At 70.6% G+C, this 12,574-nt stretch carries 11 protein-coding genes and 1 riboswitch; of the genes, 5 read left to right on the top strand and 6 right to left on the bottom strand.

The features are described 5' to 3' along the window. Positions 1-302 precede the first annotated feature (302 nt). The 5 genes from rlmN to ACFQ6S_RS28285 all read left to right on the top strand — a co-directional run bounded on the left by rlmN (position 303) and on the right by ACFQ6S_RS28285 (position 6,205). Complete coding sequence (gene rlmN, locus ACFQ6S_RS28265; protein ID WP_383415495.1) at positions 303-1,409, top strand: 23S rRNA (adenine(2503)-C(2))-methyltransferase RlmN; 1,107 nt, start codon at positions 303-305, stop codon at positions 1,407-1,409. A gap of 31 nt (positions 1,410-1,440) precedes the next feature. Next, positions 1,441-1,548, top strand: a riboswitch (TPP riboswitch). 83 nt (positions 1,549-1,631) lie between these two features. Beyond that, a complete protein-coding gene (locus tag ACFQ6S_RS28270) occupies positions 1,632-2,717 on the top strand; it encodes a thiamine ABC transporter substrate binding subunit (protein ID WP_383415498.1) in 1,086 nt (361 codons plus the stop codon). Then, positions 2,693-4,363: an ABC transporter permease gene (locus ACFQ6S_RS28275; protein WP_383415500.1), complete on the top strand. Its 1,671-nt coding sequence runs from the start codon at positions 2,693-2,695 to the stop codon at positions 4,361-4,363. The genes ACFQ6S_RS28270 and ACFQ6S_RS28275 overlap by 25 nt, the downstream gene beginning before the upstream one ends. Beyond that, positions 4,364-5,383: an ABC transporter ATP-binding protein gene (locus ACFQ6S_RS28280; protein WP_383415503.1), complete on the top strand. Its 1,020-nt coding sequence runs from the start codon at positions 4,364-4,366 to the stop codon at positions 5,381-5,383. 24 nt (positions 5,384-5,407) lie between these two features. Further along, the gene (locus tag ACFQ6S_RS28285; RefSeq protein WP_383415506.1) at positions 5,408-6,205 is read left to right on the top strand and encodes a maleylpyruvate isomerase family mycothiol-dependent enzyme; all 798 of its coding nucleotides are present in this window, start codon (positions 5,408-5,410) and stop codon (positions 6,203-6,205) included. A 63-nt stretch (positions 6,206-6,268) separates the two neighbouring features. Here ACFQ6S_RS28285 and ACFQ6S_RS28290 read toward each other — a convergent pair whose 3' ends face one another. The 6 genes from ACFQ6S_RS28290 to ACFQ6S_RS28315 all read right to left on the bottom strand — a co-directional run bounded on the left by ACFQ6S_RS28290 (position 6,269) and on the right by ACFQ6S_RS28315 (position 12,562). Then, complete coding sequence (locus ACFQ6S_RS28290; protein ID WP_383415509.1) at positions 6,269-6,955, bottom strand: LAETG motif-containing sortase-dependent surface protein; 687 nt, start codon at positions 6,953-6,955, stop codon at positions 6,269-6,271. 151 nt (positions 6,956-7,106) lie between these two features. Next, on the bottom strand, positions 7,107-8,228 hold the full coding sequence (locus ACFQ6S_RS28295; protein WP_383415512.1) for an LOG family protein: 1,122 nt from the start codon (positions 8,226-8,228) through the stop codon (positions 7,107-7,109). 37 nt (positions 8,229-8,265) lie between these two features. Then, complete coding sequence (locus ACFQ6S_RS28300) at positions 8,266-8,685, bottom strand: VOC family protein (protein ID WP_383415515.1); 420 nt, start codon at positions 8,683-8,685, stop codon at positions 8,266-8,268. 130 nt (positions 8,686-8,815) lie between these two features. Beyond that, complete coding sequence (locus ACFQ6S_RS28305; protein WP_383415518.1) at positions 8,816-10,255, bottom strand: hypothetical protein; 1,440 nt, start codon at positions 10,253-10,255, stop codon at positions 8,816-8,818. Beyond that, positions 10,237-10,977: an ABC transporter ATP-binding protein gene (locus tag ACFQ6S_RS28310; protein ID WP_383415521.1), complete on the bottom strand. Its 741-nt coding sequence runs from the start codon at positions 10,975-10,977 to the stop codon at positions 10,237-10,239. The genes ACFQ6S_RS28305 and ACFQ6S_RS28310 overlap by 19 nt, the downstream gene beginning before the upstream one ends. 211 nt (positions 10,978-11,188) lie before the next feature. Next, positions 11,189-12,562, bottom strand: coding sequence for an aspartate aminotransferase family protein (locus ACFQ6S_RS28315; RefSeq protein ID WP_383415524.1), 1,374 nt, complete (start codon positions 12,560-12,562; stop codon positions 11,189-11,191). Positions 12,563-12,574: the final 12 nt, after the last annotated feature.

Below are 12,574 nucleotides of genomic sequence, written 5' to 3' on the forward strand. Positions count from 1 at the left end.
GCCAGATGCGCTCCGGAGTGGACGGTCAGTCACAGTCAACGGACGCGACCTTCGTGACCCGGCGGGCGACGGGCAGCAAGGGCAATCCTCGTACCCGGCGCCCGTGGCGCCGGGCATGTTCCAGTGATTCCGAAGCTCAGGGCTGGTAAGGCAGCGGGATCTCGTGGGCGACCGCTCAGCCGTCTGGGCCGTCCCTGGGCCGTGCGAAGCCGACCAACGCTGACAGTCGGCACCCACAGGTGACCACCCCCACCCCGTTCTGGCCTGGGCCCCCAGAGTTGATCTGCCACACTGGAAGGGTTATGCCTGCACCCGGAGAACTCACATTCGTCGCCCCCCGCGGAGCCAAGAAGCCCCCGCGGCACCTTGCTGATCTCACGCCCGGTGAGCGCAAGGACGTTGTCGCTGCGGTCGGGGAGAAGCCCTTTCGTGCCAAGCAGCTGTCGCAGCACTACTTCGCGCGGTACACGCACGACCCGGAGCACTGGACCGACATCCCGGCCGGGTCGCGTGCCAAGCTGCGGGAGGAGTTGTTCCCGGAGCTCATGACCGTCGTACGGCATCTGTCGACGGATCAGGGGGACACCCGCAAGACGCTGTGGCGGCTGTTCGACGGGACGCTCGTCGAGTCGGTGCTGATGCGGTATCCGGACCGGGTGACCATGTGCATCAGTTCGCAGGCCGGGTGTGGGATGAACTGTCCCTTCTGTGCCACCGGGCAGGCGGGGCTGGACCGGAATCTGTCCACCGCCGAGATCGTGCACCAGATCGTGGACGGGATGCGGGCGCTCCGGGACGGGGACGTGCCCGGTGGGCCGGCCCGGCTTTCCAACATCGTCTTCATGGGGATGGGCGAGCCGCTCGCCAACTACAACCGGGTCGTGGGGGCCATTCGGCGGCTCACCGACCCCGAGCCGGACGGGCTCGGGCTGTCCCAGCGTGGGATCACCGTCTCGACCGTCGGTCTCGTCCCGGCGATCAACCGGTTCGCCGACGAGGGCTTCAAGTGCCGGCTCGCGATCTCGCTGCACGCGCCCGACGACGAGCTGCGTGACACCCTCGTCCCCGTGAACACGCGGTGGAAGGTGCGCGAGGTCCTGGACGCCGGGTTCGAGTACGTCGAGAAGAGCGGCCGTCGGCTGTCCATCGAGTACGCCCTCATCCGGGACATCAACGACCAGGCCTGGCGCGGTGACCGGCTCGGGCGGCTGCTCAAGGGCAAGCCCGTGCATGTGAACCTGATTCCGCTGAACCCGACCCCGGGCTCGAAGTGGACCGCCTCCCGGCCCGAGGACGAGAAGGCGTTCGTCGAGGCCATCGCGGCCCATGGTGTGCCGGTGACGGTTCGGGACACCCGTGGTCAGGAGATCGACGGGGCCTGCGGTCAGCTCGCGGCCACCGAGCGGTAATCTGGGCGCGTACACCCGTACGTACATCTTCATATTCCGACAGGGGAGCGCCACAGCGCTGAGAGTGCGGCAATCGGGCCGCAGACCCTCTGAACCTCGCCCAGGTCATTCTGGGTAGGAAGTTCGGTCATCACTCAAGCTGTTGCGCCCTGCCCAGGAGCCGAAGAAGAGGGCTTCTCGGCAGGGCCGCGTCTCTTCCTGGTCAACCCCAGGAGGAATCTGGTGAGCATCACCAAGAAGGCCACGGTCTTCGCCGTCGGGCTCGGCCTCGTCACGCTGTCCGCGTGCGGGTCGTCCGACTCGGGGACCGACAACCCCGAGTCCAAGAGCAAGACCGTGACCCTCGTCAGCCACAACTCGTGGGCCGTCTCCAAGGGCGTCCTCGCCGCGTTCGAGAAGCAGTCCGGCTACAAGGTCAAGGTCCTGGAGGACGGCGACGCCGGGCAGGCCGTCAACAAGGCCATCCTCACCAAGGACAACCCGCAGGGCGACGTCTTCTTCGGCGTCGACAACACCCTGCTCTCCCGCGCGCTCGACAACGGGCTGTTCCAGTCCTATGAGCCCAAGGGCTCCGACCTGATCCTGCCCGAGTACCGGGTCGACCAGGACAAGCACCGGGTCACTCCCGTCGACACCGGCGACATCTGCGTCAACTACGACAAGGCGTACTTCAGCGAGCACAAGCTGGCCCCGCCGACGACGTACGACGACCTGATCAAGCCCGAATACAAGAACCTCCTCGTCACCGAGAACGCCTCCACCTCCTCGCCGGGGCTGGGATTCCTCCTCGGGACCTCCGCCCGGTACGGCGACGACGGCTGGCAGGACTACTGGAAGAAGCTCAAGGCCAACGGCGTGAAGGTCGTCGACGGCTGGGAGCAGGCCTACAACGAGGAGTTCTCCGGTTCCGCCGGCGGCAAGCAGGCCAAGGCCGACCGGCCGCTCGTCGTGTCGTACGCCTCCTCCCCGCCCGCCGAGGTGATCTACGCCGACCCGAAGCCGACCACCGCGCCGACCGGTGTCGCGACCGGCACCTGCTTCCGGCAGGTCGAGTACGCCGGGCTGCTCGCAGGCGCCAAGAACACCGAGGGCGGCAAGGCGCTCCTCGACTTCCTGCTCACCAAGACCTTCCAGGACGACATGCCGCTGAACATGTTCGTCTACCCGGTGCTCAAGGCCGCCCAGGTCCCGCCGGAGTTCGTGAAGTACGGCCCGCAGGCCGAGAACCCCGAGACCATGGACCCGGCGAAGATCGCCGACAACCGTGACGACTGGGTCAAGTCGTGGACCTCGCTCGTACTGAAGTAGCGGCCCCGCGGAAGAAGGGCGCGGCGGCGGTGCGGCTCGGTCTCATCGCCGTCCCCGTCGCGTTCTTCGGGGTGTTCTTCGCCTACCCGGTCGCCGCGATCCTCGCGCGCGGTCTGAAGGTCGAGGGGGTGTGGCAGTTCGGGCGGCTGTGGGACGTGCTCGGGGAGTCCGACATCCGGCACGTCCTGTGGTTCACCACCTGGCAGGCGCTCGCCTCCACCGCGCTGACCCTGCTGATCGCGCTGCCGGGCGCCTATGTCTTCGCCCGCTTCGACTTCCCCGGCAAGCAGATCCTGCGGGCCGTGGTGACCGTCCCCTTCGTGCTGCCGACGGTCGTCGTCGGTACGGCGTTCCTCGCGCTCGTCGGCCGCGGCGGACTCCTCGACGAGCTGTGGGGCGTACGGCTCGACACCACCGTGTGGGCCATCCTGCTCGCGCATGTCTTCTTCAACTACGCCGTCGTCGTACGCACGGTGGGAGGGCTCTGGGCGCAGCTCGACCCGCGCCAGGAGGAGGCCGCGCGGATGCTCGGGGCCTCGCCCCTGAAAGCCTGGCGGCAGGTCACCCTGCCGGCGCTCGGGCCCGCCGTGGCCGCCGCCGCGCTCATGGTCTTCCTGTTCACCTTCACCTCCTTCGGTGTGGTGCAGATCCTCGGCGGACCGACCTTCTCCACCCTCGAAGTGGAGATCTACCGCCAGACCTCCGAGATCTTCGACCTGTCCACGGCCGCCGTCCTGACGATCATCCAGTTCCTGGCCGTGGCCGCGATACTCGCCGTGCACGCCTGGACGGTACGGCGACGGGAGAGCGCCCTGCGCCTGGTGGACGCGTCGGTGACCGCGCGGCGGCCGCGCGGGGCGGGCCAGTGGGCCCTGCTGGCCGGTGTGCTTGCCGTCATCGCCGTACTCCTGCTGCTGCCGCTGGCCGTGCTGGTGCAACGGTCGCTCGGCGCCTCCGACTTCGGCTACTACCGGGCGCTGACCAGCGCCGACGGCGGGGTCTTCCTCGTCGCGCCGATCGAGGCGATCGGGAACTCGCTGGAGTACGCCGTCGTCGCCACGCTCATCGCCGTGCTGATCGGCGGTCTGGCGGCGGCCGCGTTGACCCGACGGGACGCGGGCCGGTTCGTACGGGGCTTCGACGCGCTGTTGATGCTGCCGCTCGGGGTGTCCGCGGTGACCGTCGGGTTCGGGTTCCTGATCGCCCTGGACGAGCCGCCGCTGGACCTGCGCAGCAGCTGGATCCTGGTGCCGCTGGCGCAGGCGCTCGTCGGGGTGCCGTTCGTCGTACGGACCATGCTGCCCGTGCTGCGGGCGGTGGACCAGCGGCTGCGCGAGGCGGCGTCGGTGCTGGGAGCCTCGCCCTGGCGGGTCTGGCGTGAGGTGGATCTGCCGATGGTGCGACGGGCGCTGCTGATCGCGGCCGGGTTCGCCTTCGCGGTGTCGCTGGGGGAGTTCGGGGCGACGGTGTTCATCGCGCGACCCGACAATCCGACCCTGCCGGTCGCCGTGGCGCGGCTGCTGGGGCGGGCCGGCGAGCTCAACTACGGCCAGGCGATGGCCCTTTCGACGGTACTGATGATGGTGTGCGCGGTGGCGCTGCTGGTGCTGGAGCGGCTCCGTGCGGATCGGACGGGGGAGTTCTAGATGCTGTTGAGTCTGGCGGGTGCGACCGTGCGCTTCGGCGGGCGGGCCGTGCTCGACGCCGTGGACCTCGATGTCGCCGAGCACGAGATCGTGTGTGTGCTCGGGCCGAGCGGCAGCGGCAAGTCGACGCTGCTGCGGGCCGTGGCGGGACTGCAAGCCCTCGATGCCGGGCGGGTGGCGCTCGACGGGCGGGACCAGGCCGGGGTGCCCGCGCACAAGCGGGGCGTCGGGCTGATGTTCCAGGACCATCAGCTGTTCCCGCAGCGGGACGTCGGCGGCAACGTGGCCTTCGGGACCCGGATGCACGGCGCCTCCAAGGCCGAACAGGCCGAGCAGGTAAGGGAGTTGCTCGAACTTGTCGGACTGCCGGGCGCCGCCGGGCGCGCCGTGGCCTCGCTGTCCGGCGGGGAACAGCAGCGGGTGGCGTTGGCCCGTGCGCTCGCGCCCCGGCCCCGGCTGCTGATGCTGGACGAGCCGCTGGGCCAGCTCGACCGCTCGCTGCGGGAGCGGCTGGTCGTCGAACTCCGGGAGCTGTTCGGGCGGTTGGGCACCACCGTGCTGGCCGTGACGCATGACCAGGGCGAGGCCTTCGCGCTCGCCGACCGGGTCGTGGTGATGCGGGACGGGCGGATCGCCCAGACCGGGACGCCGCTGCAGGTGTGGCAGCGGCCGGTGGACGAGTTCGTGGCGCGCTTCCTCGGCTTCGACAACGTGGTCGAGGGCACCGTCGCCGGCGAGGCGGCGGACACGCCCTGGGGGAAGCTGCCGGTGGGCGAGGGCGCCGCCCAGGGGACGCGGACGCTGCTCGTACGGCCGGCCGGGGTGCGCCTGGTCGCGCCCGACGAGGGCCTGCGCTGCACGGTCGCCGGGCGGACGTTCAGGGGCACCCATGTCGCCGTGCATCTCCAGCCGGACGAGGCGCCGCGTCTCGAAGCGGCCTGTGCGCTGCGGGCAGCGCCCGAGGTCGGGGATGTGGTCGGAGTGGAGTTCGACGCGGCCGAAATTGCCGTGCTCGGCTGATCACTGGACGCATAGGGTGCGGGCATGACGCTGCTCGCACATGATCGCTACTGCGACGAGATCGCCCACCAGGTCGGCCTGTTGAGGGCCGTGGTGACGTCCGGCGCCGATCTGTCGGCCACCGTGCCGACCTGCCCGGACTGGTCGCTGGAGCGGCTGGTGCGGCACACGGGCGGCGCCCTGCGCTGGGTGGAGCTGATGGTGCGGACGCGGGCGCAGGAGGAGATCGAGGAGGAGGAGGTCCCGCTCGGCACCGGTCCGCAGGAGAAGGGCGACCCCGTGGCGCTGGACGCCTGGCTCGCCGAGACCGGTGAGATGATCGTCGCCACCCTGCGGGAGGCCGGGCCGGACGCCAAGGTGTGGGGATGGGCCGGGGATCTCAGCGCCGGGTTCTGGGCTCGCCGTATGACGCACGAGCTCACCGTCCACCGCGCCGACGCGACCCTCGCCGCCGGACTGCCCTACGAGGTCGCGCCCGACGTGGCGGCCGACGCGATCGACGAGTGGCTGCAGATCATCGAGTGGGCCCAGCGGTCGCTGCCGGACGACCCGGCGCGGGAGTTGCACCGACCCGGCGGCAGCATCCATCTGCATGCCACGGACGGGACGCCCGAAGTGAACGCGGAGTGGGTCGTGGACCTTTCCGGGGACGTCATCTCCTGGCGCCGCGGCCACGAGAAGGCGACGGTCGCCCTGCGCGGCCCCCTCACCGCCGTACTGCTCGCCTTCTACCGTCGACTGCCGCTGGACAGCCCCGAGTTGGAGGTCCTGGGGGAGCGGGAGCTGCTGGAGTTCTGGCTGGAGCGGGCGACGTTCGGCTGACACGCGGATGGCCCGCCCCCGGGAAAGGGGACGGGCCACAGCGGTGTTGCGGTGAGGAGCGCGTCAGCGGTCGCTGCTCGCCCCGCGCCGGCGCAGGCCGAAGAAGACCGCGCCGCCGCCGAGGGCGACCAGGGCGACCGCGATGCCGGCGATCAGACCGGTGTTGGAGTTGGCACCGGTCTCGGCGAGGTTGGAGTCACCGGCCGCCGGGGACGGAGCGCTGCTGGCGGGGGCGGTGCTCTCGCTCTCCGACGGGGTGGGGCTCGGGCTTTCGGTCTCCTCGGCCGGAGTCGAGGCGGTTTCCGACGGGGTCGGGGTGTCGGACGGAGCCGGCGGCTCCTCCTCTTCCTTCTTGCAGGCCGTGGACGGAGTCGTCAGGTTCGGCTTGATGTCCTCGTCGACATAGCCGCCGGCCTTGACGTGGATCCGGTACTCGGCGTCCGGCTTCCAGTTCTCGGCGAAGGTGATGGTGACACCCTCGCGCGAGCCCTTGACCTCCTGCTCGCCGACCTTCTTCAGGTCGGCGCCGTTGTTCTGCAGGAACACCGTGACGGTCGCCGGGACACCGGCGGGGTCCACGTCGGTGACGGTGATGACGCCCTTGTCGCCGTCGCACTTGGCTTCGGCGGAGAATTCACTGATGTTGCACGCGGCGGCGGTGCCCGCTACGGAGAGCGCGAGCGCGGCCGAGGCGGAGGCGACGCCCAGGGCGCGCACGGAACGTGCGACGGTACGGCGGTTTATGGACACGTTTGTCCTTTACGGGAGTTGCACCACAGAGGGGGGTTCGACGGAGCCCGTGATGCGACATCACCGGCCCCAGGAGACTCACAGGTTTATAAGCGTGGCATAAGCACTGTCAACGCATATGCAGCCTACAGGCGTTGGCTTTGCCCTCTTATTAACACCCGAGACGTTTCAAGGCCTCCGGCGCCTCCTCGATCCGGTCAACCAGGGCAATCCGCGCCTCCATCGACCGCTCCCGGGCGAGGGACTTGAGCAGCGGCCAGGCCGGCAGCTTCTCGGTCCAGTGCGCACGGTCGACCAGGACCATCGGGGTGGGCTCCCCGCGCGACTCGTAGTAGTTCGGCGTCGCGTTGTCGAAGATCTCCTGTACGGTCCCGGCGGCGCCCGGCAGGAAGACGACGCCCGCGTTGGAACGCGCCAGCAGGCCGTCCTCGCGGGTGGCGTTGGCGAAGTACTTGGCGATGTGCGAGGCGAAGGGGTTCGGCGGCTCGTGGCCGTAGAACCAGGTCGGGATGCCGACGGAGCGGCCGCCCCTGGGCCAGCGGGTACGCACCTCGAAGGCGGCCGCCGCCCAGTCGGTGATCGACGGTGTGAAGAGAGGGGCCTTCGCGAGGAGCCGGAGGGCGTCGGCGAGCATCTCGTCGTCGTACGGGGCGGCGTACGCACCGAGGTTGGCCGCCTCCATCGCACCCGGGCCGCCGCCGGTGGCGACCGTGAGCCCGGCGCGGGCCAGCTCCCGGCCGAGGCGCGCGGCACCCTCGTACGCCTGTGTGCCGCGCTTCATCGCGTGGCCGCCCATGACGCCCACCACGCGGGCGCCGGACAGCAGTTCGTCGAGCGCGTCCGAGACGGAGTCGTCGTGGATCGCGCGGAGCATGGAGTCGTACACGTCGCGGTCCGCCTTGGTCCGCTGGAACCAGGCGTACGCGTGGGCGTCGGGCGTGTTCTCGTAGCCGTCGGCCAGGGAGGCGAAGAGCTCGTCGGGGGAGTAGACCAGGCCCCGGTACGGCTCGAAGGGGAGGTCCGGGACCGGCGGGAAGACCAGGGCGCCGTCGGTGCGGATCTTCGCGGCGGCTTCTTCGCGCATCGGGCAGCCGAGGAATACGGCGCCCGTCGTGTCCGTGCCGAGCAGTTCGCGCGTACGGTCCGTCAGGTCCACTGCCTGGAGCCGGAATCCGGCGAGGGAGCCGCGCGCCGAGACGGTCGCGTCGAACTCCTCGAGCGTCTCTATCTCACGGTCTTCGTGGTGGGCCGCATGGGCGGGCATCGTGTGCACCCGCCCATGCTAGGCACCGTGTGCCGTACGGCTGTCCTCAGCCCTCGATGGCCGACGGGTCCATCCACACGACCTCCCAGGTGTGGCCGTCGAGGTCGTCGAAGGCGCGGCCGTACATGAAGCCCATGTCCTGGACCTTGTCCGACGCGGTACCACCGGCGGCGACTGCCTTCTCGACCAGTTCGTCGACCTTCGCGCGGCTCTCGGCGCTCAGACAGATCAGCACCTCGCTGGTCGTCGTGGCGTCCGCGATCTCCTTCTTGGTGAAGGTCGAGTAGAACGGCTTGGTGAGCAGCATCGCGACGATGGTGTCGCTGATCACGACGGACGCGGCGTTCTCGTCGCTGAACTGGGCGTTGATCGAGTAGCCGAGCTCCGTGAAGAACTTCTTCGCCGCGTCGAGGTCGTTCACGGGCAGGTTCACGAAGATCATCTGCTGGTAGGCGGGGGCGGTCATCGCGGTCTCTCCCATCGGGGTGGTTGCTGTTCGGTGGGGTAGACCGGGGGTCCGATCGGAACTCATCGCCGGGCGGAGATTTTCTTCGTACGGGTTTTCCGGTGGCGCTCGGCCGGGGACCGCGGCGGCGTCAGCGCGCCAGGGGCAGTGCGGCGAGCTCGGCCACGATCAGCGTGAGCGGGCAGAAGAGCGCCAGCAGGGCGCCGGTGCGCAGGGCCGCCGCGCTGCGGAGCATCGAGGTGGGGGCGCCGAGGAGGAGCAGCGCGGCCGTGGTGTCGGCGCGGGCCTGTCTGGCCTCGACGGCGGTGATGAGGAGCGTGGCCACGGTGCAGCCGGTGATCACGGTGGCGCCGAGGGTGGTGAGGGGGCCGACGGCGGCGGTGGCCGCGGCGTCGGAGAGCGGGGCCATGGCGTACGCGGCGGAGGCCACGGCGCAGACGACGCCGAGGGGCCGGCCGATACGGGTGGCCTCCGCCATGAGGCCGCGGCCCGCCAGCAGACGCAGGGGGCCCGGTCGCACGGACTGCAGGAGGCGGCCGCAGAGGTGGGTGAGGCCGGGGGCGGCGAGGGCGAGGCCGAGGGCGGCGAGGACCCAGCCGACCAGGACTCCGGCGGGGCCGGTGGGCAGGGCGGCGGGGACGTTGAGGGGTGCGTCGACGGTGGTGCGGCTGGCGTAGGTCTCCACCGCCAGGCCCGCGGTGAGGATGGTGATGCCCCAGGGGAGGCCCTTGGGCGCCGGGCGGGGGGTGAGCAGGTCGGGGATGCCGTCCGGCATCTGCGGGGTGCCGTCGGCTTCGGCCGGCGTGGGGTCGCCGGCCCGTGCCGGCGGGGTGCTGCCCTTCTGCGGAACGGGCGCTGCCTCGGTGACCTCGCCGCCCGCGGCCGGCACGGCGTTGCCCTGAGCGGACTGCTGGGATCCGTCGCCCTTCGCGGTACCGCCCCTGCGCAACCGCGCCCCGAACCGTCCGTACGCCCCGAACGTCTCCCGGCGCGCCGACGCGCTGTACGCCCCGAAGCGGCCGTACGCCCTGCCCGCGCCCCGCGTCACGGCACGTCCGGGCTCCTTCGGGCGCAGCGTCAGGGCGACCGTCGCCGACGCCGTGGCCGGCGCCAGGGCCAGCAGTGTCAGGGCGGCCGGCAGGGGCAGCGGGCTGTCCGCTGCCAGGAAGGCCGAGCCCGCGCCGTCGAAGGGCATGCCGGTCAGGTCGCCCCGGAGGTGGAGGAAGACCAGCAGGGCCAGCATCGAGCCGAGGGTGCAGGACAAGGCCGTGGTGGTGGCCGAGACCAGCATCAGACGGCCGGGGCCGAGGCCCATCGCCGCGAGGCCCGGGCGGGGTTTGGTGCCGGGGTCCGTGCGGGCCACCGCCACCGCGAGGTGGATCATCGCGGCCAGCGGCGGCAGGCACCAGGCCAGCCGCAGCGTGGCGGCGGCGGGGGAGTCAGGGTGGGACATCGCGAAGCCCAGGGCGGACAGCAGCAGAAAGCCGGTGCCCGCCGCCCCGGCCGCGACGAGCAGTCGGCGCAGCTGTACGGCGGGCTGTGCACCCCGGGTCAGACGGAGAGCGAGCACGCCGCCCGGCCTTCCGCCTCGGCGACCGGGGGCAGGTGCACCGTGTTCACGCGCCGTCCGTCGAGGAGCGTGATGGTGCGATCGGCCAGGGCTGCCGTGTCCGCGTCATGGCTGGCCAGCACGACCGTGATGCCGTGCGAACGGGCCGCGGTCGTCAGCGTGCGCAGCACATGGGTGCGGTCGGCGCGGTGCAGGGGAGCCGTCGGCTCGTCGGCGAACAGCACCGTGGGAGAGGGGGCCAGCGCACGGGCGATGCAGACGCGCTGGCGTTCGGCCTGTACCAGCTGGTGCGGGCGCTTGCCGGCCACCTCGCCGACGTCCAGACGCTTGAGCCACTCCAGCGCGGCCGTCTTGGCGCGCCGGCGGCTGGTGCCGCGCAGCATCAGGGGGAGGGCGGTGTTCTCCCAGACGTTCAGCTCGGGCACGAGCGACGGTGACGGGTCGACCCAGGCGAAGCGGTCGCGGCGCAGCCGTTCGCGGGCCACCGCGCCCATCGTGTGCACCGGCACGCTGTTGAACCAGACCTCGCCGCGCCGCGCCTGTGTCAGGCCGGACAGACAGCGCAGGAGAGCGGTCTTGCCGCTGCCCCGTGGACCGATGACGGCGAGGATCTCGCCCTCCTGGACACCGAGTGAGACGCCGCTGAGCGCGGGCGAGCCGTCGTGGTACGAGAAGTGCAGGGCGCGTGCCCAGAGCACGTCGTTGTCCGGCGGGGCCACCATGGGCGTACACCTCGGTTCTGATCGTCATTTCTTCTTGCCAATCCCCCGTGCGGGGGAACGAAGGCAGGACCGATCGGTTACAGGGGCACGCTAAGGATCCGGGGGCGCATCATCGGACAGCACGCGGCCCGGGCACACCGTTCTCACTCGTACGGGTGCACCCGGGCCGGGGAAGCCGGGACGGACCGCAAGCCGGTCCGAACGCCGGAGATCAGAGCTTCGTCCACGCCTCCGACAGCGTCTCGCGCAGGATCTGCTCGATCTCGTCGAAGGTCTCCTGGTTGGAGATCAGCGGCGGGGCGAGCTGGATGACCGGGTCACCGCGGTCGTCGGCACGGCAGTACAGGCCGTTCTCGTAGAGCTTCTTGGACAGGAAGCCGTACAGAACCCGCTCGGTCTCCTCGTCGTTGAAGGACTCCTTGGTCGCCTTGTCCTTGACCAGCTCGATGCCGTAGAAGAAGCCGTTGCCGCGCACGTCGCCGACGATCGGCAGGTCGTGCAGCTTCTCCAGCGTCGAGCGAAACGCGCCCTCGTTGTCGAGGACGTGCTGGGGCAGGCCCTCGCGCTCGAAGAGGTCGAGGTTGGCCAGGCCCACCGCGGCCGAGACCGGGTGGCCGCCGAAGGTGTAGCCGTGCAGGAAGGTGTTGTCGCCCTTGTAGAAGGGCTCGGCGAGGCGGTCCGAGACGATGCAGGCGCCGATCGGGGAGTAGCCCGAGGTCATGCCCTTGGCGCAGGTGATCATGTCCGGGACGTAGTCGAACTTGTCGCAGGCGAAGATCGTGCCCAGGCGGCCGAAGGCGCAGATGACCTCGTCCGACACCAGCAGCACGTCGTACTGGTCGCAGATCTCGCGCACCCGCTGGAAGTAGCCGGGCGGGGGCGGGAAGCAGCCGCCCGCGTTCTGCACCGGCTCCAGGAAGACCGCGGCGACGGTGTCCGCGCCCTCGAAGAGGATCTGCTGCTCGATCTGGTCGGCGGCCCAGCGGCCGAAGGCCTCCGGGTCGTCGCCGTGGATCGGCGCGCGGTAGATGTTGGTGTTCGGGACCTTGTGCGCGCCGGGCACCAGCGGCTCGAACGGCGCCTTCAGGGCGGGCAGGCCGGTGATGGACAGGGCGCCCTGCGGGGTGCCGTGGTAGGCGACCGCGCGGGAGATGACCTTGTGCTTGGTGGGCTTGCCGACCAGCTTGAAGTACTGCTTGGCGAGCTTCCAGGCGGTCTCCACCGCCTCACCGCCGCCGGTGGTGAAGAAGACCTTGTTGAGGTCGCCCGGTGCGTGGTCCGCGAGGCGCTCGGCGAGCTCGACGGCCTTCGGGTGGGCGTAGGACCACACCGGGAAGAACGCCAGCTCCTGCGCCTGCTTGAAGGCGGCCTCGGCCAGTTCGACGCGGCCGTGACCGGCCTGGACCACGAACAGGCCGGCGAGACCGTCGAGGTAGCGCTTGCCCTTGTCGTCGTAGATGTAGGTGCCCTCGCCCCGGACGATGGTCGGGACGGGGTTCTTCTCGTACGAGGACATACGCGTGAAGTGCATCCACAAGTGGTCGTACGCGGTCCTGCTGAGGTCCTGAGGGCTCTTGGTGCTCACGGTTATCGGGTC

Source organism: Streptomyces sp. NPDC056479 (assembly GCF_042795335.1).
In the GTDB taxonomy this organism is placed as follows: Bacteria; Actinomycetota; Actinomycetes; order Streptomycetales; family Streptomycetaceae; genus Streptomyces.

Coding starts and splice junctions, on each gene's coding strand:
- ACFQ6S_RS28285 (WP_383415506.1), top strand. CDS start 5,408: ATGACGCTGCTCGCACATGATCGCTACTGCGACGAGATCGCCCACCAG.
- ACFQ6S_RS28300 (WP_383415515.1), bottom strand. CDS start 8,685: ATGACCGCCCCCGCCTACCAGCAGATGATCTTCGTGAACCTGCCCGTG.
- ACFQ6S_RS28280 (WP_383415503.1), top strand. CDS start 4,364: ATGCTGTTGAGTCTGGCGGGTGCGACCGTGCGCTTCGGCGGGCGGGCC.
- ACFQ6S_RS28310 (WP_383415521.1), bottom strand. CDS start 10,977: ATGGTGGCCCCGCCGGACAACGACGTGCTCTGGGCACGCGCCCTGCAC.
- rlmN (WP_383415495.1), top strand. CDS start 303: ATGCCTGCACCCGGAGAACTCACATTCGTCGCCCCCCGCGGAGCCAAG.